Genomic DNA, 24,609 nt, shown 5'->3' with positions numbered 1-24,609 from the left:
ATAACGAAATTTGCAGACCTTAAAAACGATTAAATTATTCAATATAATAAACAACAAAAACGAATGAAAAAAAGCGCGTTACAACTAGCAAGAGCTGCTTACAAGCCTAAAATGCCTAAAGCATTATATGGTTCTGTGAAAATCGAAGAAGGTGCAGCAACACAATCTATCGCTGACCAGGACGAAGTAAAGAGATTATTCCCTAACACATACGGAATGCCTACTCTTAAGTTTGTTGAATCTGCTGAAAAAGCAAATCATCCGGCAATCAATGTCGGTGTTATTTTATCAGGCGGACAAGCTCCCGGTGGTCACAATGTGATTGCAGGTATCTTCGATGGTATGAAGTCTCTTAACGCTGACAGCCGTGTTTATGGTTTCCTTATGGGACCTGGTGGCTTGATCGACCATAAATATATGGAACTTACTTCTGGCATTATCGATGAATATCGTAATACAGGTGGTTTTGACATAATCGGATCCGGTCGTACAAAACTGGAAACAAAAGAACATTTCGATAAAGGTCTTGAGATCTTGAAAAAATTAGATATCAAAGCATTGGTGATTATCGGTGGTGACGATTCTAACACTAACGCTTGCGTGCTTGCCGAATACTACAAAGCTATCAATGCAGGTGTACAAGTAATCGGCTGTCCTAAAACGATCGATGGTGACTTGAAAAACGAAATGATCGAAACTTCATTCGGATTCGACACAGCTTGTAAGGTTTACTCTGAAGTTATCGGTAATATACAACGTGACTGTAACTCGGCTCGTAAATACTGGCATTTTATCAAACTAATGGGTCGTTCAGCTTCTCATATTGCTCTTGAGTGTGCTCTTCAAGTACAACCAAACGTTTGTATCATATCAGAAGAAGTAGAAGCTAAAGAGCTTTCGCTTGACGATATCGTAGCAAATATTGCTGACTCTGTTGCTAAGCGTGCTGCTAATGGCGACAACTTCGGTACTGTACTTATCCCTGAAGGACTTATTGAATTTATTCCTGCAATGAAAACTTTGATCTCTGAATTGAACGATTTCCTTGCACATCATCAAGATGAATTCAACGCTGTAGCTAAAGCTGAGCAATTAGCATATATCAAAAAGAATTTATCAGCAGCTAATGCTACTGTATTCGGAAGCCTTCCGGAAGGTGTTGCTCGTCAGTTAACTCTTGACCGTGACCCTCATGGTAATGTACAAGTATCACTTATAGAAACAGAAAAATTACTTGCCGAAATGGTAGGTAACAAACTTGCTGAAATGAAAAAAGCAGGTAAATATGAGGGTAAATTTGCTGCACAGGTACATTTCTTCGGATACGAAGGTCGTTGCGCTGCTCCTTCTAACTACGATGCTGACTACTGCTACTCGTTAGGATACACAGCATCAGCTCTCATCGGCGCAGGAAAAACAGGTTACATGTCATCGGTACGTAACACGACTGCTCCTGCTAGTGAGTGGATTGCAGGTGGTGTTCCTGTAACTATGATGATGAATATGGAACGTCGTCACGGCGAAATGAAACCGGTTATCCAAAAAGCACTAGTAAGACTTGATGGTGCTCCATTCAAATTCTTCGCTGCAAACCGCGAAGCTTGGGCTGTTGGTACAGAATATGTATATCCGGGTCCTATCCAATACTTCGGACCAACTGAAGTATGTGACCAACCGACTGTTACATTGAAACTGGAACAAGGTAAATAATCTACAATAGATTTTTAATGAAAGGGAGCTGATTTACATCAGCTCCCTTTTTGCTCTTAAAAAAACATATCCTACATTTAGATATATTATATAAACTATAAATAGCGACTAACCAACCCTAATAATACTCTTCTTATTATTATAAAAAATATTATCACTCGAAACACAAACCGAATCTTCAATATCCATCATTGCGTTAATCAAATATACTTTATCATAAAGAGGAATATCTTCTACCCTTATCCTTATTTCTTTTATTACTCCTTTTTGTAAAAGCAGTTGCCGTTTAGTACCATTCAAGAGATAACTATCTGGAGTATATAAACCAGATTCGTTTTCGAACACAACGTTTGAATATGATGTATCAGTAACCAATCCATTTTTTATTATCAGAACTTCGTCCATCTCCCCTTTCTTTAGTAATAATTTTTTTAAATTACCTCTGTCAGTAGACTTATAGCTATAATCGATCTGATCATCTTCAATTAAATATAAACTTCTTATATTCTGAAATATATAGGGTTCAAAAGAAATAATTGCAGTTTTATTTGAATAAACAATCCTGCATTTTACCAGTCCCTTTTGAAACTTAACCGGAACAGATAGAAAAAGCGAATTAATATCTGTAGTAATATTAAAGAAAAGCTGCATCGTCTGCCTTATCCGATCGATATGTGATGGCAAATTATAATAGACACCATCAAGCACCTTAATTGTTTCTATAAATGTCAATCTACTCATACAACGGTAAATATATTTTATTTAATACTTCCTGATACTCTTCTTCACATTTACTATAAGCAGTTATACCCCCACCACTTCTGAAAAATAATTGATCTCCATCTTTTTCTACAAAACGAATTAGTACTGCCGAATCGAGTTCTACACCATCAAAATATCCAAATACGCCTGTATAGTATCCCCGCTTCTCCCCTTCTGCCAATTTTATCAAATCGACAGTGGCTTGCTTAGGTGCGCCACAAATAGAACCTGCCGGCAACATACTAAAAAAGATATCTCCAATCTGCGCTCGATAGTTATGGGGCAGCTGACCTTCGATCATAGAACTTACTTGCAAAATATCAACATTGTTCGTTTTTATCTTATCTATATACCTATACTGCTCCACCTTTACATCATGTGCCGATATACTGAGGTCGTTACGAATAAGGTCTACAATGGTATTATGCTCGGCTGTTTCTTTAAAGTCTGAAAGAATAATGTTTTCCGCATCGGGTATATTCGCATTTATAGTACCCTTCATCGGATTAGAGGATATCCGCCCGTCTGCTATCTTTACAAATCTTTCGGGAGAGAAACAAACAAACCTATCAGGAATACATAGTGAATAAGGCACTTTGCTTTGTGCGAATATATCCTCGAGCGACAGATTGGTTTCAATAGGAGTTTTTATTGTCAGATTCGTTAAGAAAGAATCTCCGCGCCTTAATCCTTTATGAACAATATTAAACTTTTCTTTATAACTATCATAAGAAATAGGCTTCGTTCTGAAAGTGGTCTTCGGATATTCGTTTATTGAATTTAATTTATTGCTAACCGACTTTATTTGGAACAATATCTCATTTTGCTTTAGTGGATCTTCAATAAAAAAGCCCTCTGTCAACTCAAAATTGACACCAAACAAAAAAGGTCGACGGCTATTTGCCGATACGTTCATTTTTGTTCTGATTATATCGATATTGTTGTGAAATGTGGTACTCATTTATCTGTACAGTAAATCCGAGATCAAAATAAGACAAAAATATGCAACTTAGCAAGAATCATATTGTTAAATAAAAAAAGAGGTTGCTGAAACAAGATCAGCAACCTCTTTTATATAATGCAATAGAATATTATTTTATTTGGCAGCTACACACGTTACAACTACCTCGACTTTCTTTACTTCCACCGTAGCCGGATCAACATCAGTCACTTTTTGCTCATCTAAAACAGATTCAATTTTTGCCGGATCTTTATAGATATCTGTTAATGGCACTGTACCGGTAAACGATTGTTTTTCGGAAAGATTCGATATAATTATTTTAAAAGGAAGAAAACCGTTAGCCAATGCAGGAAGGTTTTGAATTACTTCTGGAGTTAATCCCTCAATTGACCCTGGGGGCAATGATCCAATAAGTTCTCCTAATGTTCCCAAATCAATAGATTCAATTTTATTAATAGATAAAACATCATTTTCAAATGTGTATTTTCCTTTAAGCGTTACAGGAGATTTATCTTCTTCTCCAGGATACATATCAAGAACCGCTTCAAAAGTATCACCTTCATTGAAAGTAAGATCAGCTAATTTCAAAAATTCTAAAAACTGAAATTCCTCAATACTTTTTTTGATAGCTGCCGTTGCTTTTTCATTATTAGTCTCAACCCCAGCTTCTAGTGTTGATATCTTCCAAGTACCAGCTATACTTTTTTTGATAACATCATCGTCATCATCACTGCTACACGATGAAAAACCTGGGAGTAACAATCCCACCACTGCGAATAAAATAAATAGATTTCTTAATCTCATAGTAAATTCTTTTAGTTTAAAATCTTAATATGTGCAAAGATAAGAAATACACCCTTAAGAAAACAGAAAATTCGTAAGTACACTTACGAATTTTATTAAATTTAACCTACAATTAACGATTATTTACAGTTTCTTATTTAAGATAAAGTCCTCCATTAAAAAACCATTACCAATATCAATATCTTCGTTTCCAATGACTTCAAATCCCATTCTCTTATAGAAATCAACAGCCTTATTGTATCGGTTTACATTGAGGGATAACTCCAAGTTGCCATATTCTTTAGCTATTTTACCGACAGCCTCTATAAACAAACGCCCCACACCTTTACCTTGAGTAGAAGGCAAAACATAGATTTTATGAACCTTAGTCCAAAGTTTCCCTTTATAATCTAATTCGTAAGATACATATCCCAGATATTCGCCCTGTTCTTCAACCAACAGATAATGATGACCGAGTTCCTTCATTTGCTTTTCGAGCGCCTGATCGGAGTACATCATATCCATCATGTATGCAATCTGCTGTTCGGACAAAATTTCTCTAAATGTATGAGGCCACACACGGCTCGATAATGATTGAATAATCCAGATATGCTCTGCTTTTGCTTCGTGTATTTTCATTATTTATCCATTGTGAATGATTTGGAACCGATACGGCTACCATCAGCAAATATGTCTATACGATATGTTCCCGGCATAAGATATTCTTCTACATTCCAGTACATAGTTACAGGAACTTCTTCACCTCCATACTCGATTATCTTCCTCATCGAGTAGTTGATTTCACCATTTTCGAAAGGGAAAACATTTGTCCTGCTCTTAACCAACACGTCATCATCCGGCTTCATTATTCGTATATAGATAGTACGTTCACCCGGTTCGGCTGTAATATTTTTTGTGATTGTGAAATTCACAATAAGCTGTTCAACCTTATCTATTTTCTTTTGAACTTTCCCTTTTTTATTTGTAGCAGAGACACTAATACCTGTCGCATCCAGCTTAGCAGCCAAAGTAACTTTCTCTGTCAGGTTATTTTTTTGTTGCGAAACCTCATTCAGAGTCCTGTTAGTTGCCTGATATTTATCAGTTATTTCTTTATTTTCCTGTCTCAATTGTGCATTTGCGCGATTCAGTGAATCTATCTGGGCAATATATGACTTAAGAATCTTACGTAAACTAGCCAATTCATTATTCAGACGACTGATTTCTGCCTTATTATCAGCTTTTACCGTTTTCAGCTCGTCCAATAAGCGTTGAACTTTAGCTTGTTCGTTATTTAATTGATGAAGTAAAGAATCGTTTTTCAGATTGATTTTAAATCCTTCATACTGCATCGTCATGCTCTCATACTCATCTTCGAGCTGCTGCTTAGTAAGTAAGCTTTCTTCCTGCATCTCATCCAGTTGAGTCTTCTGATGGAAAATAAAATAACCGGCTACAGCCATGCCTATTATTAGTACAACTATAATTCCTATTAATAATTTAGTATTACTTTTCGATTCTGTTTCCATATAATTTTCGACTATATAACTTTGGGTACAAATATATATGTTTTAAATAGATTGTACAAAATGATAAAACTCTTTCGTTTTTTTTAATACTTCAAAAGAATTTTACATTCAAATATCTTCATTATTTCAGAATAAGCATGTACATTTGTTAGAATAAAAAGCATCATAGATAGCATCTATATAACAGCTACAGCTATCTTAGTATACCAAAAAAGAAGAAATTATTATATTATATAAAAATCAAAAACTAAATTATTATGTCTAAAGTAACAGTTGTTGGTGCTGGTAATGTAGGAGCAACATGTGCAAACGTACTTGCATTAAACGAAGTAGCAGACGAAGTAGTAATGCTTGATGTAAAAGAAGGAGTATCGGAAGGTAAAGCTATGGATATGAATCAAACAGCTCAATTACTGGGTTTCGATTCTCGTATCGTAGGTGTTACAAACGATTATTCGGCAACAGCAAACTCTGATGTAGTTGTTATCACTTCGGGTATACCTCGTAAACCGGGTATGACTCGTGAAGAACTAATCGGTGTAAATGCAGGTATTGTTAAAACTGTATCTGAAAATATTCTAAAACATTCTCCGAATGCTATCCTTGTGATTATCTCTAATCCGATGGATACTATGACTTATCTGACATCTAAAGTTACAGGCCTTCCTAAACACCGTGTAATCGGTATGGGTGGAGCATTAGATAGCTCTCGTTTCAAATACTATTTGACTCAGGCTCTAGGTTGCAATCCTAACGAAGTTGAAGGAATGGTTATCGGTGGACACGGTGACACTACAATGATTCCTGTTACACGCCTTGCTACATATAAAGGTATTCCTGTATCTGAATTCTTATCTGAAGAAGTGCTTGATAAAGTAGTTGCTGATACTATGGTTGGTGGTGCTACCCTTACAGGTCTTCTTGGAACATCAGCTTGGTATGCACCCGGTGCTGCCGGCGCTTATGTAGTAGAATCTATTATTCACGACCAAAAGAAAGTAATCCCTTGCTGTGTTGCTCTTGAAGGAGAATACGGACAAAATGATATTTGTATTGGTGTACCTGTTGTTCTTGGTAAGAACGGATGGGAAAAAATCATCGATATCAAACTGACTGCTGACGAAAAAGAAAAATTCGAAGCGTCTGCCGCTGCTGTACACAAAACAAACGCTGTACTGAAAGAAACAGGAGCTATCTAAAACAGTTAGTATCTTAATAAAACTCAAAGCACATATTAATTATAATATGTGCTTTTTGCATTTATATGTTAATAAATTATTTTACTAACCTAAAGAATTATATATTTGCAAAAGCTAAATTAAAAACCTTTTTACGCCCATGAAAAAATTAATACCAATGGTTTCTATGGCATTAGCATTGCTAGTATCATCGTGTGGAAATAACGAGCCACTTGTGCAGAAACCTTACAATGAGGGTATAAACGTAACACCTACCCCACTGGAACTGACCCAAAATGAAGGAATTTTCAACTTATCGAAAGGTACAGTATTTGTATCAGGAGATGAAAACGTAAACAAAGTAGCTGCATTTTTTGCTGCTAAAATCAAAAATTCAACCGGCTTCGATCTTAAGATAGAAAAAGACAAGCCTGCGATGAACTACATCACTCTATCTATCGATGCCAATGCTCCTGTTAATAACGAAGGCTATTTGCTGGAAGTAACAGCTAACGGCATCGACATACAGGCCAAAACGCCACAAGGCATTTTCTATGGTATGCAAACTGTTCTGCAATTGCTCCCTGCCGAAATAGAAAGTCCTGTACGTATCAAAAACATTGCATGGAACATTCCTGCTGTAAAAATTAAAGACGAGCCCCGTTTCTCTTATCGCGGTATGCATTTAGACGTTTGCCGCCATTTTGCAGATATTGATTTCATCAAAAAGCAACTTGATGTGCTGGCAATGTTCAAAATTAACAAATTCCACTGGCATTTGACCGAAGACCAAGGCTGGAGAATAGAGATAAAAAAATATCCTAAGCTCACCGAAATCGGAGCAAAAAGAGTAGAAGGAGAAGGCAATACTGTAGGGCCTAACTTCTATACACAAGATGAAGTGAAAGATATTGTAGCTTATGCTAAAGAACGTTTTATTGAAGTTATACCCGAAATAGAATTACCCGGTCATGGTGTTGCCGCTATAAGTGCATATCCTGAACTTTCGTGCACAGGAAAACAAATAGATGTACGCAACTATTGGGGAGTAGCCACAGATGTATACTGTGCTGGCAACGATTCTGTATTTGCATTTCTTGAAGATGTACTGACAGAGGTTATTCCTTTGTTCGAAAGTGATTATTTCCACATCGGAGGCGATGAGTGTCCTAAAGATCGTTGGAAAGAATGCCCTAAATGTCAGGCACGTATTAAAGAACTGTGTTTAAAATCGGATAAAGATCATTCTGCTGAAGAAAGACTTCAAAGCTACTTTGTTCAACGTATCGAAAAATTCTTATTAACGCACAATAAAAAAATGATAGGTTGGGACGAAATTCTTGAAGGAGGATTAGCTCCTACAGCTACAGTTATGAGTTGGAGAGGTGAACAAGGCGGTATAGATGCAGGAAACATGGGGCATGATGTGATTATGACTCCGGGCGGTTGGTTGTATTTCGACCATTATCAAGGCGATTCTAAAGTACTTCCTGTTACAATCGGAGGACTTACTACCCTAGCTAAAACATACAGCTATGAGCCTATCCCTGATAAATTGGATGCTGATAAGACAAAACATATACTTGGTGCGCAAGCAAACATGTGGAACGAGTATAATTATACGCAGGATTATATGGAATTTGATATTTATCCACGTATTATAGCACTTGCCGAAGTAACATGGTCTGCTAAGGACAGAAAAGATTATAAGGACTTCGAGCGTCGTATCGAAAACCAACGTGTGCGCCTCGATATGCACAATATAAATTATTATATACCGATGCCTGAGCAAGTTGGAGCGCCTTCGAGCAACTTCGTAGCGTTTACCGACAGTGTTACACTTGAGTTTAAGACTACCGAGCCTGCAAGAATGGTATATACAACAGATGGCAGTGAACCGACTTTGGAATCGGCACCATACGAAAAACCTTTAGTATTTACTGAAAATACGACATTGAAGATACGTTCTGTTCTTCTATCTGATAAGATGAGCAAGACTCGTGCTATTACATTAGAAAAACAAACTTATGCTCCAGGTGTAGAAAAAGCTAAAGATGCCAAACCGGGTCTTGTTGTAGAATATTACAAAGGAAATGCATTAAAAGTTAGTGATCTGGATGGAAAAACTCCTGATGAGACTGGCGTTGTAGCTTCTCCTCAAGAATCTAAGTACCGTATTAAAGGCTATATGGAAGTATATCCTGAAGATTTATATTCAACTATATTGACAGGATATATCAATATTCCTGAAGATGGTGTATATTATTTCAGTACTGATGCAGAGATGTGGCTTGGTGACAAACAATTAATCACGAACGATGAAGGCACACCTACTGCCCGAAGATTTTCTCGCAACGATAAATCGATTGCTTTAGCAAAAGGTTACCATCCTGTGAAGATTGTAAGACTGGGTGCTGTACTAGGTGGATGGCCTACGCAATGGGATAACGTAAGTGTATCTATTCGCAAAGCCGACGAACCTGAATTTAAAATAATGGATGCTTCTTATTTTAAATAAGAACTAGATTATAAAAAGCAAAACGCGTATATCTCAAAAGATATACGCGTTTTTATTTACAAGTAATTTATTTTGTGCTACCTACTAACTCTTGCAGATGTTTAATTTGCTCCGATTGCACTTCTATTAATTTTCTCTGTTCTTTATTTTCCTTATCTTGCTCTATCATATACAATGTCAATTCTTCTATCTTTTGCAGTAATTTCGCTTGCATATCACCTAGGTCTACACCTTTCTCTTTTACCTCAGTTTCGGATGGAATATTAGGTAAATGATTATATTCTTTGATGTGTTCTTCCACCTCTTTCAAAGTCGGCAAATTATATTCTTTATTAAAAACATAATCAGGCCAGTTAGTTGCTTCTATTTTTACTTCTTTAGCACGAATAACACCATTAACTTCTAGATTCCCTCCTAAATCCTGCGATCCAACTGTCACTACTCCTGAGGTCTGCACAGTTAAGAAGCCCCTCCACTTACCATCTGTATGGTAACTATTACCTACTACAAATCTATCACTTTTGTCATCTCCAACATTTATCCTTAATTCTGATTCATCAGCCGCTAAATTATATCTGGAAATCCATATAGCATCATTATTATCATTAGATCCACTACCGAAATAGAGTTTTTTGCCGTATTCACCTAGTGGTGTGGAATTATTTACTCCTGTTTGTATTATAAAATCGTCCTGAACGACCAATCCTCCATTTATTATTTGTGTACCCTGATCATGTAGTACTTTTGCCCATAAACCTAATCCTTCTTTATTAGTACTTCGTATATACATGGATGGTAATCCCGCTGCATGCGAATTTATTCCCATTAGTATCTGAGCATTATAATAGTATGGTATCGTAGAAACACTTTTATCTATATTAACTGAATGCCCGATATTTAATCCCCAAAACCAATTAAAGTTCTTATTTGGTGCATTTGGCGTTTTGGTGACGTCACAATCGTAAAATCCCGATCTACGAAGTGTATTCCAATCTGTTATTTGACTGGTTTGAATAACAGGTGTTTCAGGTGCAGTTTGTGACTTGCCATCTATTGCAAAAAGGCTGATGAATATCAATATCAGGAAAGATGTCTTTTTCATAATATATTATTTAAGTAATTTTCTTATTTCTAAATTCTCTTCTTTCAATTCTTTTATTTGTTTATTTTGCTCTATCATATACAATGTCAATTCTTCTATCTTCTGCAATAGCTTTATTTGCATATCTGTTACATTTACGCCTTCTTCAATCATTTGCTTCTCGGATGGAATTTCGGGAAGATGTTTATTTGTCTTTACGAATTGTTCGACTTCTGATAAGGGTTTGAGATTATAATCGGGCTGAAAAACAAAGTCCGCTCCTGCATCTACTCTTATTTCAACTGATCTGGCAGTAATAGCTCCTCCCACATCAAGTCCTTTGGGTGAGAACTTGAACAATTCTTTACCATCAGATACAGATATAGTAATAAACCCTCCAGTTTTACTTGCTCCTCGATAAAAATTGATACTGCTGTTTATATCACCATAAAAAGCATGCTCAATTGCAAATGACTTCGCATATAGAGGCTGGCTGGCATATGATTTTACACCTAAATAAGTTCCGTCGCCCACATTATACCCCTCGGGTAATCTTGCTAAAACCGATTTTAGTGAATTAGGACTATAATCGTTAACATCAAAAATAGCTAGTGGAGCAGAGGCTCCCACACCAACTTTACCATCCGGCGCGATTGTCATCCTAACCGCACTAAAAGTTGCATTTTTTTGAGCTGTGAGAAATTGAAGATTTCCTCCAAGGGATGTATATTCACTTTTTATCATAGCCTTCTCTACACTATTATACCGGAAAGCAAGCTCTCCTAAAGCACCTTCTTCTTTCAATAAATGAAAATATAACTGACCCAGTTTAGTTTTATTCTCCGTCCCTAACAAAATATATCTATCACCTACAGTCAGATTTCCGGTAGTAGCATTATCTCCTGTATTGCTCCATTGGGCAGAAAGACTTAAGGAGAAAGAGAGTGAAATTAAAAATAATATTCTTTTCATATTTTATTTATTATTTAGTTGTTCTTTTAACTCTTCTATTTTCTTATCCTGTTCTATCATATACAGAGTCAATTCTTCTATCTTTTGCAATAGCTTTATTTGCATATCTGTTACATTTACGCCTTCTTCAATCATTTGCTTCTCGGATGGAATTTCGGGAAGATGTTTATTTGTCTTTACGAATTGTTCGACTTCTGATAAGGGTTTTAAATTGTATTCGGATTCGAAAACAAAATCTGCACCCGTATTTACTTTGATTTGTACTTCATCGGCGATAATTTTTCCTCGTACATCAAGTTTTGATTGTGGAGTTAATGTTCCGATACCAATATTACCAACTCCATCAATGGTAAGGTCATCTCCAAAATACCATTGGCTTCCAGAGTTATATTTATTAAACATCCTTCGGGTACCGAATACCATTTTTCCCGTGGCATTACGTGTATAAGTATTTCCAGGAACTGTCATTATTCTCCCAAAGCTCCAAAAATTACTACCATCAGTGTCTGCTGGTAATGCAAATTCTAATCCGACACCTTTATCCAAAAATTTCCCTCCAGTCGAACCTTTCAATAAAAATCCCGACATTTGAGAACTATTTCCCACAGATAGAGCACTACCTTCATTTAGAAATGTCAGACTATTTGTATTCATAGTTATAGTTCGATTTCCAATAAGAATACCATCTGTATTATAAATATTCTGAGCCTTGCCTGCTAGTGTGAAAAATATAATTGCAACAGCTATAATTAATATTTTCTTCATAATTCTTTATTTTTTAAGGTATAATTCTTTCTTTAATTCTTGAACTTGTTTGTTGAGATCTATAGTGTACAATGTCAATTCTTCTATCTTCTGCAATAGCTTTATCTGCATATCTGTTACATTTACGCCTTCTTCAATCATTTGCTTCTCGGATGGAATTTCGGGTAAGTGCTTATTTGTTTTTACAAATTGTTCGACTTCTGATAAGGGTTTGAGATTATAATCGGATTCAAAAACAAAATCGGCTCCTGCATTGATTTCTATTTTCACTTGACGAGCATTGATATCGCCGGCGACAGTTAGTTTATCAGCTTTTATCTCTCCTTTAACATCTAGTGCACAATTGGGATATGCAACACCTATTCCGACTGTTCCTGATGCTGTTACAATAAATCTCTCATACCATTTTCCATCACCATAATAACGCCCTCCAACAACAAATCTGTCACTATTTGCAATATCATCGGCAATATTCACTCGTAAATCAGTCTGATTAGTGGCAACATTATATTTTGCAATCCATATATCATCAGAGTTAAGTGCATTTCCTGCAAAATAAAGTCTAGTACCCCATCCTAAAGGTAATGACTCATCGTTCGTACCAACAAACTGATTTCCTTGTGCTAATATGTTTATGCAAGAAAAAATAAGCACAATTAATAAAAATGTCTTTCTCATACTATTTCAATTAAATTAATTTTTAAAACCAAAATGTAAAATTAAGTTAAATTAACTGACATTGCAATAGACCATCAGACATTATCCAAACAATAATAAATTAGAACAGAAAGAGACTAATCAAATGATTAATCTCTTTCCACATGTCTTTTGCTAGCAAAGACTTCATACAGGTAAGGTTGGTGTAGTGAATGTTTTGGCGATGCTTAATTAAAATTTCAACAAAGAAAAAAAGATTTTTTATTTAAGACTACCTATAAAGTATTGTAAAGTACCATGCAAGGCGTAGTAATTACTACGCCTTTAACTTTTTTGTTTACTTTTGCTATCAACTCAATATTTCATTTGTATATTTGTTATTATAAAAAAATTACACCAATGGAAACGAAAGACATAACAGGAAAGAAAGTACATCACGGTCATAATGTAAAACGACTGCGTCAGTCGCGTGGCATTAAACAACAAGCCATAGCTCACGAATTGGAATTAAGCCAACAGGTTATATCTAAGTATGAGCAAATGGAAGAACTGGATGAAGAGATTCTGCAAAAGTTTGCAAAGGCTCTGGATATTTCCGTAGATGTGATTAAGATGCTCGAAGAAGACCCTGTTGCTGTCTATATCGAAAATAATACATTCGAGAGTGTTAACGATAATGCTAAAATTAATGTTGCATCAGATGATTCCAGCACAAATACTTTTAATGAATTAGACAAAGTGATTGAACTTTACGAACGTTTATTAAAAACCGAACAGGAAAGAAATACAGCCTTAGAAGACAGGTTGTCTAAATTAGAAGAAAAACTAAACGGTAAAAAATAATAGCCAAAGCATATAAGAAAAACGCATATCTTTTAAGGATATGCGTTTTTTTATTTTAAGAATAGATCTCTCACTACGTTTCGGGATGACAAAGTAAAATTACAATGCAAGCCCTCAATGACAAGAGAGAGTGTGTGTGAATCTTACAGTGAATTCTCGGCATGATAAGAAGAACGTACAAGCGGACCACTCTCTACATGTTTAAAACCTTTGCTGTAAGCTACTTCTTTCAACTCTTTAAACGTATTCGGGTGTATATATTCTACTACCGGAAGATGCTGGCGTGATGGCTGAAGATATTGCCCCATAGTTAGTACCGAGCAATCGACAGCACGAAGATCGTCCATCAGTTGAAGTACCTCATCGATGGTCTCCCCCAGTCCGAGCATAACGCCCGATTTGGCTTTACATCCTCTCTCTGCTATTCGTTTCAATACTTTAAGGCTTACATCATACTTAGCTGCACTTCTCACCTGAGGTGTGAGGCGTCTTACGGTCTCCATATTGTGTGATATAATATTCGGAGCAGCGTCGCAAATCATATCAACAAGCTCAACCCTACCTTTAAAATCAGGAACAAGCACCTCTAATGTCGTATTCGGATTTTCTTCTTTAATCTTTTGGATGGTCTGCACCCAATGATCTGCACCCAAATCGCGAAGGTCGTCTCTGTCTACAGAAGTTACTACTGCATGGCGTAAACCCATCAATCGTATAGATTCGGCTACATTGGCAGGCTCGTTTTTGTCCAAAGCTAATGGTCTACCCGTTTTTGTATTACAAAATTTACACGAACGTGTACAGATATCGCCTGCAATCATAAAGGTTGCTGTACCACGTTCCCAGCATTCGCCCATATTAGGGCATCTGCCGCTGGTACAAATCGTATGTAATTTATGAGACTCTACAATATTTTTTGTTTGGGTGTATCGTTCGTTCCCACCCAGCTTTATTTTAAGCCAATCAGGTTTTTTTACGTGTTCCATTGATAATTATTTGTTACATATTTGTTTTGAGGAACTTAGTTACCTTTTCAAACAAATAAGTTCGATTGGCAGCTCCTCCTATAGAATGATCCTTGTCTGTAAAAACAAACATATCAAATTGTTTGTTCGCTTTAACAAGGGCATTAACATAGTCCATCGAATTCTGAAAATGCACATTATCGTCTGCCGAACCATGTATAAGTAATAGATTTCCTTGCAGTTGACTTGCCAATTTGATCGGAGAACCTGCATTATATCCGTCCATATTTTGTTGCGGTGTACGCATAAAACGTTCAGCATATACCGTATCATAAAATTTCCAGTCTGTAACAGGTGCGATAGCCACACCCGCCTTAAATACTCCATTGCCACGGCTCATACTCATCAGTACATTATATCCGCCATAACTCCATCCCCAGATGGCAATTTTATCTTTATCGATATACGACAGCGACCCGAAATACTGTGCGGCGGCAACCTGATCGTCAGATTCTTTAATACCCAGATTCAGATAAGTACACTTGCGGAAATCTTCGCCACGAGCACCTGTACCACGACCATCTACTGCTGCAACGATGAAACCTTGTGTTGTAAGATAATCCGTCCAGTCGATACCGAATTTGTCTTGTACTTCCTGCGAGTTAGGTCCGCTATATTGTACCATTACTAATGGATATTTGCGCGAAGCATTGAAATCGGCCGGCTTCACGATATAAGCATTCAGGTCTGTACCGTCAGTAGCCTTCACTGTTATAAATTCTTTTTTAGGTATACGAAGAGCTGCCAATGAATTCTGCAAATTGGTATTTGCTTCGAGAACCCGTAATTCTTTTCCTGCTGCATCATTCATCGTAATCTGTGCAGGTGTGGTAGTATTCGAATATCTGTTGATAAAATATTTCCCATTTTGACTGAAAGTAGCACTATTAGTTCCTTGCTTATTTGTCAGCTTTGTTTTGATTCCTTTCACCATATCAACTTTATATATCGAACGGTACAGAGCCCCTTCCTCTGCCGATTCGAAGAATACCGCTTTAGTTACAGGATCGACAGCCAGAAGTTTTGTCACATCGTAATTGCCTGAGGTCAGTGTTTTTTGCAACACACCAGTACTTTCGTATAAATAGATATGGCTATAACCACTCTTTTCGCTGATATAAGTAAACTGGTTACCAAAAAACTGTATCGTATTTAGCAGTTCAGAGTCGATATAACGATCGTTCTTCTCGTGTAGTATCTGACGGGCAACAGCCGAACGAGCATTCGCATAATACATGCTAAAATCGTTTTGTTCACGATTGAGAGTCATTACGGCCAATTCGTCTCCTGCGGGCAGAAATTCTATACGTGGAATGTATTCTACATTATTAGTAGGGAGATTCATTTTGCGAATAGTCTTTGCATCTATATCGAATACGTTACACGATATTTTAGAGTTTGCCTCACCTGCTTTTGGATATTTGAATGAGAATAAATCAGGGTATAGTCTATCTGCATACAATTGGAATGAAAATTCGGGAACTTCCGTTTCGTCGAAACGAACAAAAGCGAGCAAACGGCTGTCAGCAGAGAAATCCATCAGACATGTTGTCCCGAATTCTTCTTCATAAACCCAGTCAGTACCTCCATTAATGATTTTTCCTATTGCACCATCTTTTGTTACCTGCGATTCGGTATCGAAGTCAAATTTCGCCAGCCATATATTATTATCCGACATATAAGCCAGCATTCGCCCATCGCGCGAAAATGTAGGTATGGATTGCTTCGACGGATTTTGAGTCAATTTCCGTACCAGATTCCGACGAATATCATAGTAATAATAATTAGCCTTGAACGAATGTCGATAAAGAGATTCGTAATCGTTGTAAACAAGCAAGCGCTTTTCATCAGGACTCATCACAAAACCCTGAAAGGATTTGAACGTGCAATCGCGAGCCTTATTGACATCGAACACTGTGTCCGTAGGTAATCCGGTCTTGTAAGAATATTTTATAATCATCGTATTCTTACTATCTACCTGAAAATAGGATTCACCGTCAGCAGACGAGGTTACAGGCTGTACACTACGCTGGGCATATTTTCCGGCTGTTATATCTTTAAGTTCCAATCTCTGTGCACACAGGCTTGCTGTTAACAAACCAATAGCGAATAAACTGAATATCTTCTTCATAGGTTATAATTATATTTTATATGACAAATATACCTATTTTTTGATGATAGATTTTATCGGTTCTTAGAAGAAATAGGAAAAAGAGTAATTTTAGAATAATTAAATTTTGTACATTTACTCCATGTTTATACATAAAACTATGAGAATCATTACACTAAAATCACAAGAATGTTAATTAACAGAGACTACATTATCCAACGAATGACTCAGCTTATCGATGAGAAACAACTATTGAATCAACAAGCGAGAACATCGGCCGATAAGCTATATAAAATAAAACAATGTTTTCCTAAATGGATACGGCAGATAATATTCCACCCGTTCAATCCTGTATACTCCGTCTACATACAATATAAGCAGAATAAAAGAAAAAAAGGTAAGTTCCCTTTACAGCCTTTATACCCATTTGCCACAGATTTTGTAAAATACTGTACCGAAAACAGTATCGGTTTAGATACAAAACATTACTATCCGCAAGAGGATGAAAGCACAATTGTTTCATTTATTGATAACCGACTGAAATCTATTATTCCGGGATATGAGCAAACAGTTGCTACAAGTGAACAAACAGAAATGTTTAAAAGAAGGAATTATTTGTACCAATCCTCAACTAAAATAGCCGGTGGATATACTCTTTCGTTAGATGATAAGAATTATTTTTTACCTCATAATTCGTTTGAAGAACCGGTATTCATTCACGAATATGGGTTGAAATATTTGCCTGAAAGTGTAATCAGATATATTGCAGGAAAAGATTTTCTTGATGTGGGTGCCTTCATTGGGGATACTGCATTGTTGTTTGCCAAGAAATATAGTCCCAAACAAGTCTATGCTTATGAGCCTGTGAAAGAAAATATTGAATTGCTGGAAAAAACAATAGCAGGTAATAAATCGGAATTGATTGTTCCTGTAAAGAAGGGTTTGGGTGACAAGAACTCTTCTCTCGAAATATTTGTAGACATCGACCATCTGTCGGGCAGCTCTACAAACCAGACGACTATCAATAATCAACGGATGAAACAGACTATAGAAGTAACGACTATCGATAGTGAATGCAAATCGCGTACAGTGGGATTAATAAAAATGGATATTGAAGGAGCAGAATATTCAGCAATAACAGGTGGCTTAGAAACAATAAAAAGAGATAAACCTGTATTACTAATATCGATGTATCATACGGGGAAAGACTTTTTCGAAATACCACCGATACTAAAGGAGGCGGTTCCTGAGTACATTTTCAGATTTATGAATATTGAGATCGTCAATCCTTTTTCGGAAAAAATATTAATAGCATATCCTAATTTTACAGATAAGTAAGAGCCGATTGGAACCAATCGACTCTTGCTAAAATACACTTACCTACAAAAAAATAAAGGGTTTTATTTCTCAGGCTCTACCTCTTTATACCATTTGTTAAGAGAATTGTCTATAAAAGAAAAAAACCAGTGGTTCTTAAACATATCTTTATATTCGATAGTTTCATAATCTTTGTTCTCTACAGTTATCTTCTCAACTGTTGTATAGTCGTCACCCATCAGAGACACAACTTGTTCTTTCGTCATTCCCAACTCTATTTGTTTAAGAGCAGAATTATACCTTTTCAGATTCACTGATCCACAAGCCGAGAGCAAAGTGACAATAAGTACTGTAAAAATTACTTTTTTCATAATACAATTATTTTTATTCTATTTATTGAACGATTAAAGCGGTTGATTAGTTCAAAGCAATGCGCATATTAGTTATATTTGGAAATAAAGAAACAAGCATGAAATATTTATTCGCCATATTTATAGTATCCATAAATCAATTAAACCTCTTCGGACAAATTTACGATAAACCCATGAAGATGGAATACGAAGTTTATCATATTCTGGAAAATGATACCGTAAAAAGCAAATTACATCTCAATTGTAGTGGTAAACCATGGAAGATTCCTAATGGTAAGAATCAAAAATTCACACCACAATATCATTGGTCTATAACATGGACTTCAACAGATAAATCACACATTGAAACTACGGGAGTGAAAATAACATCGGAAGAAATATTTTTGCATCCACCACGCCTTCTCGAATATTCAATTTTAGAATTCTGTCCGTTTCCTCTCGTGCATTTTCCTTTAAAAGTTGGACATTCCTGGGAATGGGAGCTGAATAACATCGGCGATTATTATCATAGAGTGCTTAAATCTAAAACGAAAAGTAAAATTACTGTAAAAAATAAATATACAGTAAATAGAAAAATTTCATGGTTTTCGAAGGCTACAAACAAATATATTGAGTGTTTTGAGATTACTGCTATCGGTAAGACTGCTATTGGTGAAAGCAAATCAACCTTTTATTACTCGCCACCGTATGGTTTTGTTTATCTCAATTTTGAGACTTTAAATGGTGATAAATATGTAATGACTTTGACTAAACAGTCAATAAATTTTGAGGAGAAACGATTGTTATTACCTCAGCATTAGATTAATAAACTCTAAAGTATTTTAGTTGAGTCCCCAGATATATTTTTTAGTTGAAGTATTCATATTGGAATATTTTCCTCTATTATCAGGTTTGATAATTCATCATAATATGTACACTTTTTCGCAAAAGTATCTACAATTCCTGCTTCGGCTGCATCTTTGCAAAAAGTAAAATAATCGGTTTTTCCTTGTTGATGTATCTTTAAAGAATGTTTGAATCTTTCGATATCAACTTTCGGATTGATTTCCAACGCAAAATATTCTGCATCCGACACAACATGTGTATCAGCTCCAATATACTCGCTATGCCCATCTACTACATAAACAGTATATTTTCGAACACCCAGTTATATTAAATTTCTTATGTATTGAGGAAAATCAGCTCCGCTCTTTACTCTGGCATGAGAGCCCTGTATCTGAGTTAATGTAAACATCGTTTATACCAAATTAGTTAATAAGATATTAAAGAAACATTTGAAACATTGTAATGTTTAGCGGACTTAGTATAAAAGAGAAAAGCAATCGATTTCTAGATTGCTTTTCTTTAGTTGAACACTCTATCTAATTATTGAACGATTTTATAGAGGGTTGGAGGACGATAGTTATCTTTAATCGTCTTCTTTTATCTGACTTATATACCATTCTTCTTTCTTGACTCTAGCAGTAGATGCATTTCTAAGATTTGCATCTTTTACTTGACTTGTATACCATTCGTCATCTTTAACTTCAGCTAATATGGCATTTTGCAAATCCGTGTTCTCTATCTGACTTGCATACCACTCATCTTTCTTTATTTTTGCTAATGTTGCATATCTTAAGTCTTTATTTTCTATTTGACTTGCATACCACTCATCATTCTTTATTTGTGCTAGCGTTGCATACCTTAAGTCTTTATCCTCTATCTGACTTGCATACCATTCATCATTCTTTATTTTTGCTAATGTTGCATACCTTAAGTCTTTATCTTCTATTTGACTTGCATACCATTCATCACTCCTCATTTCGGCTAATGACGCATTTTGCAAATCTTTTGCTGAATAATTCTGTGCATTAATGCATATTGTTGAGAATGCACTACAACAAATAAATATTAATATAAATCTTTTCATGGCTTAAAAATTTAAAAAAGTTTATAATCTTACTTATTAGATATTAAAGTCTACAAAAGGTTTAATTTGCATATAAACAAAAAAGCAACCGATAATTCGATTGCTTTCCTTTCTTTAGTTGCGGAGGCTGGATTCGAACCAACGACCTTTGGGTTATGAGCCCAACGAGCTGCCACTGCTCCACCCCGCGATATTGTGAGTGCAAAGATATAGCTTTTTAATAACATTCCAAATAAAATAGGACTTAATTATCATTATTATTTTCATCTTCACACTTAGATTCTGACAACAAACCACTTAGGTATATAAAATAATTACCATTTATATTTCAATCCGAAACCTAGTCTATGGTTATATTGGAAATATCCCCAGCCATCAACTTTACTATCTACTCCGATTCCATCATCGAAGCGCATAAATAGATTTATGGAAGTTGTAAAATATCGGCTAACATCAAAACTCAACCTATTTTCCGATTCTGCTATAACCCTGTCATAAGTTGTAAAGTAGTTAAAGCGGGAGTAAAGCTTTGTGAATCGATTAAAACTATAATCCAATACAACATTAAACGTTGATCCGAACTCTGTATTAGCTTTCTTCCCTTCATCTATAGCGAACCTTGTTTCATCGACACCTTTGTCTCCAACAAAAGTATAATTGACTGCCAAAGGCGATATATCTGCTGATAATTTGGTTTTACGATGTTTATCCGTAGGCGATACTTTTTCCAGATTATAACTCATACCAATACCGGTTCTGATTATCAATGGAGAAAACAAAGCTTCTCTCTTATTCTCTGAGTTAAGTGGGTAATTATTAAATAAAGGAGTTCTAACTTCCAATTTCACAGTATAAGACCACTTCTTGAAGGCAGCATCTAGCCCTAGTACACTGTATACTCTCACCATATCCTCCAATACATTTATATTATGCATCGTATCAGCAGGAGTTTGTAGAAGACTAAGTCTCCATTCAAATGTATTATCGAATCGAATTTTACCTTTCTTATAATTGAGGTTTATTCTATGTTCATTTCTCAGACTTAAATTGTTGTCTCCACCAGTACCGTTCCAGTTATCGGTGAATTGATTTTGAGAAATTTCTACTGTATGTTCTCCATTTTTAATCCAGTAAACTTTTTTTATTTCGATTTTTTCGACCTCAGGAGTAACATAGTTTATAGCGTCATCTGTAGTTAACAATTCATTGAAAATATTCCTTTTTTCAACCACTTCCTTATTGATTACAGGAGCATCACTAAATGCAAATCTATTCAACTTTATTTTAAGCGGATAGTTCATATAATAGGCTCTTCGCATATTCTGTATTTTATCAATACGAGCCAATTGAGGAGCAAAAGTACTATCCGGATCGATCAAATGATAAGGTACTCGCTGATTAATAGTATCTTTCGATATAAAGTTAAGATCCTGAGGTAGTATTCTACCATCGAAAATAACAGGTAAAAAAGACGGGTCGAAAATAACGGTATCTTCAAACGAGACATTATCTTTGAAAGGCGACCATTGATTCTGAACAATCAACAAACCATTCGTATCTCTTTGCTCAAAATTAGGTTGAATATGTGTTCCGGGAACATAGGGCGTCACATTCTTTCCTTCTATCGAGTCAAGCAACTGACGAATAGAATAGCCACTAGTAGTATCCTTTACCGAATACTCTTTTAAACGTTTATTAATATCTGTTATTTCATTCAACAGACTATCTTTTCTAGGTAGGTTAGTCTCTGAATTTATCTGTGCAACGATAGTATTAGATAGCATAGATAAAGAAACAATCAGACTGAAACAGAAGCGATTAATCCTCATTTTTTATCTTATTCCGAAAAAAACATTATTACTTTTTTCCAATCAATTGGATTACAAAGTTAATAATTAAATCTTTATCTTTATTTTAATTTATATTAATATAGGGCGCATTCTGCAAATAGCCTGAATAAAATAATATTTTAGTTGAAACTTCTTAGCCAATAAACTATCTTTGTGTAAAATGTAAAATTGTACAAAACCTATATTAAATTATGAAACCGACACTTTTTATTTTGGCAGCCGGAATGGGCAGTCGTTATGGAAATCTAAAGCAAATCGACGGACTGGGTCCCAATGGGGAAACAATTATGGATTATTCGATCTATGATGCTCTCAGAGGTGGATTTGGCAAAGTAGTATTTGTTATCAGAAAATCTTTCGATAAAGAATTTCGTGAAAAAGTAATCTCTAAATATGAGAATCATATACCGGTAGAAGTTGTTTATCAAGAGCTGGATAATCTACCCGAAGGATTTGAATTACACCCCGATCGTGTAAAACCTTGGGGAACAAACCATGCCGTATTAATGGGGAAAGATGTTATTAAAGAACCTTTCGCTGTGATCAATGCGGACGATTTCTATGGAAGAGAAAGTTTTGGTATTCTGGCTGATAAGCTAAAAGAACTGGAAGGGAAAGAAAATCATTATTGCATGGTTGGTTACCGCTTGCACAATACCTTATCCGAAAGTGGAGCAGTAGCTCGCGGAGTTTGTGAAAAAGATGAGAACGACTACCTGACAAGTATAGTTGAACGGACACATATAGAACGTGTAGACGGTGTTATAAAATATAAGGATGCTGAAGATTATTGGTTCGAATTAGGCGAAAACACTCCTGTATCGATGAATATGTGGGGATTTACACCAGAATATTTTAACTATTCTGAAAAATATTTTGAGAAGTTTCTTGAACTGAATCAAGGGAATCTCAAAGCTGAATATTTCATACCATTAATGGTAGATCACCTTATATCGACCAAGACGGCCGATGTGAAAGTATTAGACACTCCGTCCAAGTGGTTTGGTGTAACATATGCCGAAGACAGAGCTTCCGTAGTCGACAAACTTCAAAAGCTGGTAGATACGGGAGAATACCCGACTCCTTTATGGCAATAAGAGCGGATAAGGCTATTTTATATTAAATTAAGCAACCTTATATCGTATAATTTTGTTATTTTTGTAGAGGATTTAAAGATTATCTAATTTTATTATAACTATTAATTATAAAAACAATGGTAAGTTACAAAGATTTAGGATTAGTAAACTCAAAAGAGTTATTCAAAAAAGCTATTGATGGCAAATACGCTATCGCTGCTTTCAATTTCAATAACCTAGAACAACTACAAGCTATCGTAGGTGCTGCAGCAGAATCAAAATCTCCTGTTATTCTTCAAGTATCTAGCGGTGCTCGTAAATATGCAAACCAAACACTTCTTCGCTACCTTGCACAAGGAGCTGTTGAGTATGCAAAAGAATTAACTGCAGGTGCCGGTGTGCCTATCGTACTTCACTTAGATCACGGTGATTCATTAGAGCTTTGCAAATCATGTATCGATATGGGATTCTCGTCTGTTATGATCGACGGATCTCACCTTCCATACGAAGAAAATATAGCTCTTACAAAAAGCGTTGTAGAATATGCTCACAAACATGATGTGACTGTAGAAGGCGAGCTTGGAGTATTAGCAGGTATCGAAGACGACGTAGTTGCAGAACACCACACTTATACTGAACCTGACGAAGTAGTTGATTTCGTTACAAGAACAGGTGTAGACTCTCTGGCTATTTCAATCGGTACTTCTCATGGTGCTAACAAATTTACACCTGAGCAATGTACAAGAGACGCAAACGGTGTACTAGTTCCACCTCCATTACGTTTCGACATCCTTGAAGAAATCGAAAAAAGAATCCCTGGATTCCCTATCGTACTTCACGGTTCTTCTTCTGTTCCTCAAGACCAAGTTGCTCTTATCAACAAATATGGTGGTAAATTAAATGATGCAATTGGCATCCCTGAAGAACAACTTCGTAAAGCTGCTGCTTCGGCTGTATGTAAAATCAACATCGATTCAGATGGTCGTTTAGCTATGACTGCTGCTATCCGTGAAGTATTTGCAAACAAACCTGAAGAGTTTGACCCTCGTAAATACTTAGGTCCTGCTCGTGATAGCCTAAAAGCTCTTTACAAACACAAAATTGAAACAGTATTAGGAAGCGCTGGAAAAGCATAATTCTGATATTAATCATAAAGAGAAAAGGCAGTCGATTGACTGCCTTTCTTATTTAT

At 35.8% G+C, this 24,609-nt stretch carries 23 protein-coding genes and 1 tRNA gene; 8 read left to right on the top strand and 16 right to left on the bottom strand.

Features of this window, described 5'->3' with window-relative positions; translation table 11 throughout:
- The first annotated feature begins 63 nt into the window (after positions 1 to 63).
- Positions 64 to 1,710 carry a diphosphate--fructose-6-phosphate 1-phosphotransferase gene (locus tag G7Y57_RS14085; RefSeq protein WP_165025404.1) on the top strand — a complete coding sequence of 549 codons (1,647 nt, stop codon included), beginning with the start codon at positions 64 to 66 and terminating at the stop codon, positions 1,708 to 1,710.
- A 108-nt stretch (positions 1,711 to 1,818) separates the two neighbouring features.
- On the opposite strand, the gene G7Y57_RS14080 is transcribed toward G7Y57_RS14085, so the two are convergent.
- The 5 genes from G7Y57_RS14080 to G7Y57_RS14060 form a co-directional block, all read right to left on the bottom strand.
- Positions 1,819 to 2,451, bottom strand: a complete 633-nt coding sequence (locus G7Y57_RS14080; protein ID WP_165025384.1) for an aminotransferase class IV — start codon at positions 2,449 to 2,451, stop codon at positions 1,819 to 1,821.
- Positions 2,444 to 3,433, bottom strand: coding sequence for an aminodeoxychorismate synthase component I (locus G7Y57_RS14075; RefSeq protein ID WP_165025380.1), 990 nt, complete (start codon positions 3,431 to 3,433; stop codon positions 2,444 to 2,446). The genes G7Y57_RS14080 and G7Y57_RS14075 overlap by 8 nt, the downstream gene beginning before the upstream one ends.
- Positions 3,434 to 3,568: 135 nt before the next feature.
- On the bottom strand, positions 3,569 to 4,237 hold the full coding sequence (locus G7Y57_RS14070) for a hypothetical protein (RefSeq protein WP_165025377.1): 669 nt from the start codon (positions 4,235 to 4,237) through the stop codon (positions 3,569 to 3,571).
- Positions 4,238 to 4,360: 123 nt separating this feature from the next.
- Positions 4,361 to 4,855 (bottom strand): GNAT family N-acetyltransferase, encoded by a 495-nt coding sequence (locus G7Y57_RS14065; RefSeq protein WP_165025374.1) that lies wholly within the window; start codon positions 4,853 to 4,855, stop codon positions 4,361 to 4,363.
- Positions 4,855 to 5,745, bottom strand: a complete 891-nt coding sequence (locus G7Y57_RS14060) for a hypothetical protein (protein WP_165025371.1) — start codon at positions 5,743 to 5,745, stop codon at positions 4,855 to 4,857. Before G7Y57_RS14060 ends, G7Y57_RS14065 begins: the two co-directional genes overlap by 1 nt.
- A 257-nt stretch (positions 5,746 to 6,002) precedes the next feature.
- On the opposite strand from G7Y57_RS14060, the gene mdh reads away from it, so the two are divergent.
- Positions 6,003 to 6,944 (top strand): malate dehydrogenase, encoded by a 942-nt coding sequence (gene mdh, locus G7Y57_RS14055; protein WP_165025369.1) that lies wholly within the window; start codon positions 6,003 to 6,005, stop codon positions 6,942 to 6,944.
- A gap of 139 nt (positions 6,945 to 7,083) precedes the next feature.
- Positions 7,084 to 9,441: a family 20 glycosylhydrolase gene (locus G7Y57_RS14050; RefSeq protein ID WP_165025366.1), complete on the top strand. Its 2,358-nt coding sequence runs from the start codon at positions 7,084 to 7,086 to the stop codon at positions 9,439 to 9,441.
- Between the two features lie 67 nt (positions 9,442 to 9,508).
- Here the strand turns inward: G7Y57_RS14050 and G7Y57_RS14045 are convergent, their stop codons facing one another.
- The 4 genes from G7Y57_RS14045 to G7Y57_RS18045 are packed head-to-tail and all read right to left on the bottom strand — an operon-like array spanning position 9,509 to position 12,937.
- Complete coding sequence (locus G7Y57_RS14045; RefSeq protein ID WP_165025363.1) at positions 9,509 to 10,543, bottom strand: hypothetical protein; 1,035 nt, start codon at positions 10,541 to 10,543, stop codon at positions 9,509 to 9,511.
- A gap of 6 nt (positions 10,544 to 10,549) precedes the next feature.
- Positions 10,550 to 11,494, bottom strand: coding sequence for a hypothetical protein (locus G7Y57_RS14040; RefSeq protein WP_165025360.1), 945 nt, complete (start codon positions 11,492 to 11,494; stop codon positions 10,550 to 10,552).
- Positions 11,495 to 11,497: 3 nt separating this feature from the next.
- Positions 11,498 to 12,259, bottom strand: a complete 762-nt coding sequence (locus tag G7Y57_RS18050; RefSeq protein WP_255491464.1) for a hypothetical protein — start codon at positions 12,257 to 12,259, stop codon at positions 11,498 to 11,500.
- Positions 12,260 to 12,265: 6 nt separating this feature from the next.
- Positions 12,266 to 12,937, bottom strand: a complete 672-nt coding sequence (locus G7Y57_RS18045; RefSeq protein WP_255491463.1) for a hypothetical protein — start codon at positions 12,935 to 12,937, stop codon at positions 12,266 to 12,268.
- Between the two features lie 378 nt (positions 12,938 to 13,315).
- Here G7Y57_RS18045 and G7Y57_RS14025 point away from each other — a divergent pair, with 378 nt between their 5' ends.
- On the top strand, positions 13,316 to 13,759 hold the full coding sequence (locus G7Y57_RS14025; RefSeq protein WP_165025357.1) for a helix-turn-helix domain-containing protein: 444 nt from the start codon (positions 13,316 to 13,318) through the stop codon (positions 13,757 to 13,759).
- 143 nt (positions 13,760 to 13,902) lie between these two features.
- Here G7Y57_RS14025 and lipA read toward each other — a convergent pair whose 3' ends face one another.
- Both lipA and G7Y57_RS14015 read right to left on the bottom strand, forming a co-directional pair.
- Positions 13,903 to 14,745 (bottom strand): lipoyl synthase, encoded by an 843-nt coding sequence (gene lipA / locus G7Y57_RS14020; RefSeq protein WP_165025354.1) that lies wholly within the window; start codon positions 14,743 to 14,745, stop codon positions 13,903 to 13,905.
- Between the two features lie 13 nt (positions 14,746 to 14,758).
- On the bottom strand, positions 14,759 to 16,915 hold the full coding sequence (locus G7Y57_RS14015; protein ID WP_165025351.1) for a S9 family peptidase: 2,157 nt from the start codon (positions 16,913 to 16,915) through the stop codon (positions 14,759 to 14,761).
- A gap of 168 nt (positions 16,916 to 17,083) precedes the next feature.
- On the opposite strand from G7Y57_RS14015, the gene G7Y57_RS14010 reads away from it, so the two are divergent.
- Entirely contained in the window at positions 17,084 to 18,232 is a 1,149-nt protein-coding gene (locus G7Y57_RS14010) for an FkbM family methyltransferase (RefSeq protein ID WP_165025349.1), read from the top strand.
- Between the two features lie 62 nt (positions 18,233 to 18,294).
- Here G7Y57_RS14010 and G7Y57_RS14005 read toward each other — a convergent pair whose 3' ends face one another.
- On the bottom strand, positions 18,295 to 18,582 hold the full coding sequence (locus G7Y57_RS14005; RefSeq protein ID WP_165025346.1) for a hypothetical protein: 288 nt from the start codon (positions 18,580 to 18,582) through the stop codon (positions 18,295 to 18,297).
- 98 nt (positions 18,583 to 18,680) lie between these two features.
- Between G7Y57_RS14005 and G7Y57_RS14000 the strand changes: the two genes are divergently transcribed.
- The gene (locus tag G7Y57_RS14000) at positions 18,681 to 19,382 is read left to right on the top strand and encodes a hypothetical protein (RefSeq protein ID WP_165025343.1); all 702 of its coding nucleotides are present in this window, start codon (positions 18,681 to 18,683) and stop codon (positions 19,380 to 19,382) included.
- A 59-nt stretch (positions 19,383 to 19,441) separates the two neighbouring features.
- On the opposite strand, the gene G7Y57_RS13995 is transcribed toward G7Y57_RS14000, so the two are convergent.
- From G7Y57_RS13995 to G7Y57_RS13980, 4 genes are all read right to left on the bottom strand, one after another.
- The gene (locus G7Y57_RS13995; protein WP_255491466.1) at positions 19,442 to 19,729 is read right to left on the bottom strand and encodes a DUF1398 family protein; all 288 of its coding nucleotides are present in this window, start codon (positions 19,727 to 19,729) and stop codon (positions 19,442 to 19,444) included.
- A 261-nt stretch (positions 19,730 to 19,990) separates the two neighbouring features.
- Complete coding sequence (locus G7Y57_RS13990) at positions 19,991 to 20,491, bottom strand: hypothetical protein (protein WP_165025339.1); 501 nt, start codon at positions 20,489 to 20,491, stop codon at positions 19,991 to 19,993.
- Between the two features lie 118 nt (positions 20,492 to 20,609).
- A tRNA-Met gene (locus tag G7Y57_RS13985) sits at positions 20,610 to 20,681 on the bottom strand.
- 124 nt (positions 20,682 to 20,805) lie between these two features.
- On the bottom strand, positions 20,806 to 22,320 hold the full coding sequence (locus G7Y57_RS13980; RefSeq protein WP_165025336.1) for a DUF3078 domain-containing protein: 1,515 nt from the start codon (positions 22,318 to 22,320) through the stop codon (positions 20,806 to 20,808).
- A gap of 212 nt (positions 22,321 to 22,532) precedes the next feature.
- On the opposite strand from G7Y57_RS13980, the gene G7Y57_RS13975 reads away from it, so the two are divergent.
- On the top strand, positions 22,533 to 23,438 hold the full coding sequence (locus tag G7Y57_RS13975; RefSeq protein ID WP_165025334.1) for a sugar phosphate nucleotidyltransferase: 906 nt from the start codon (positions 22,533 to 22,535) through the stop codon (positions 23,436 to 23,438).
- Positions 23,439 to 23,554: 116 nt separating this feature from the next.
- Positions 23,555 to 24,553 (top strand): class II fructose-bisphosphate aldolase, encoded by a 999-nt coding sequence (locus tag G7Y57_RS13970; RefSeq protein ID WP_165025332.1) that lies wholly within the window; start codon positions 23,555 to 23,557, stop codon positions 24,551 to 24,553.
- The last annotated feature ends 56 nt before the right edge of the window (positions 24,554 to 24,609 follow it).

This window comes from Dysgonomonas sp. ZJ279 (assembly GCF_011039205.1).
Classification (GTDB): Bacteria; Bacteroidota; Bacteroidia; order Bacteroidales; family Dysgonomonadaceae; genus Dysgonomonas.
This window is presented reverse-complemented; position numbering and strand designations above follow the sequence as displayed.

Excerpts from the sequence above, each read along its gene's own strand:
- G7Y57_RS14000 (WP_165025343.1), top strand. The coding sequence starts at position 18,681 with ATGAAATATTTATTCGCCATATTTATAGTATCCATAAATCAATTAAAC.
- G7Y57_RS14065 (WP_165025374.1), bottom strand. The coding sequence starts at position 4,855 with ATGAAAATACACGAAGCAAAAGCAGAGCATATCTGGATTATTCAATCA.
- G7Y57_RS18050 (WP_255491464.1), bottom strand. The coding sequence starts at position 12,259 with ATGAAGAAAATATTAATTATAGCTGTTGCAATTATATTTTTCACACTA.
- G7Y57_RS14040 (WP_165025360.1), bottom strand. The coding sequence starts at position 11,494 with ATGAAAAGAATATTATTTTTAATTTCACTCTCTTTCTCCTTAAGTCTT.
- G7Y57_RS14075 (WP_165025380.1), bottom strand. The coding sequence starts at position 3,433 with ATGAGTACCACATTTCACAACAATATCGATATAATCAGAACAAAAATG.
- lipA (WP_165025354.1), bottom strand. The coding sequence starts at position 14,745 with ATGGAACACGTAAAAAAACCTGATTGGCTTAAAATAAAGCTGGGTGGG.
- G7Y57_RS14085 (WP_165025404.1), top strand. The coding sequence starts at position 64 with ATGAAAAAAAGCGCGTTACAACTAGCAAGAGCTGCTTACAAGCCTAAA.
- G7Y57_RS14045 (WP_165025363.1), bottom strand. The coding sequence starts at position 10,543 with ATGAAAAAGACATCTTTCCTGATATTGATATTCATCAGCCTTTTTGCA.
- G7Y57_RS13975 (WP_165025334.1), top strand. The coding sequence starts at position 22,533 with ATGAAACCGACACTTTTTATTTTGGCAGCCGGAATGGGCAGTCGTTAT.
- G7Y57_RS14080 (WP_165025384.1), bottom strand. The coding sequence starts at position 2,451 with ATGAGTAGATTGACATTTATAGAAACAATTAAGGTGCTTGATGGTGTC.
- G7Y57_RS14060 (WP_165025371.1), bottom strand. The coding sequence starts at position 5,745 with ATGGAAACAGAATCGAAAAGTAATACTAAATTATTAATAGGAATTATA.
- G7Y57_RS14070 (WP_165025377.1), bottom strand. The coding sequence starts at position 4,237 with ATGAGATTAAGAAATCTATTTATTTTATTCGCAGTGGTGGGATTGTTA.
- G7Y57_RS13980 (WP_165025336.1), bottom strand. The coding sequence starts at position 22,320 with ATGAGGATTAATCGCTTCTGTTTCAGTCTGATTGTTTCTTTATCTATG.
- G7Y57_RS14025 (WP_165025357.1), top strand. The coding sequence starts at position 13,316 with ATGGAAACGAAAGACATAACAGGAAAGAAAGTACATCACGGTCATAAT.
- G7Y57_RS18045 (WP_255491463.1), bottom strand. The coding sequence starts at position 12,937 with ATGAGAAAGACATTTTTATTAATTGTGCTTATTTTTTCTTGCATAAAC.
- mdh (WP_165025369.1), top strand. The coding sequence starts at position 6,003 with ATGTCTAAAGTAACAGTTGTTGGTGCTGGTAATGTAGGAGCAACATGT.
- G7Y57_RS13990 (WP_165025339.1), bottom strand. The coding sequence starts at position 20,491 with ATGAAAAGATTTATATTAATATTTATTTGTTGTAGTGCATTCTCAACA.
- G7Y57_RS14010 (WP_165025349.1), top strand. The coding sequence starts at position 17,084 with ATGTTAATTAACAGAGACTACATTATCCAACGAATGACTCAGCTTATC.
- G7Y57_RS13970 (WP_165025332.1), top strand. The coding sequence starts at position 23,555 with ATGGTAAGTTACAAAGATTTAGGATTAGTAAACTCAAAAGAGTTATTC.
- G7Y57_RS14005 (WP_165025346.1), bottom strand. The coding sequence starts at position 18,582 with ATGAAAAAAGTAATTTTTACAGTACTTATTGTCACTTTGCTCTCGGCT.
- G7Y57_RS14015 (WP_165025351.1), bottom strand. The coding sequence starts at position 16,915 with ATGAAGAAGATATTCAGTTTATTCGCTATTGGTTTGTTAACAGCAAGC.
- G7Y57_RS14050 (WP_165025366.1), top strand. The coding sequence starts at position 7,084 with ATGAAAAAATTAATACCAATGGTTTCTATGGCATTAGCATTGCTAGTA.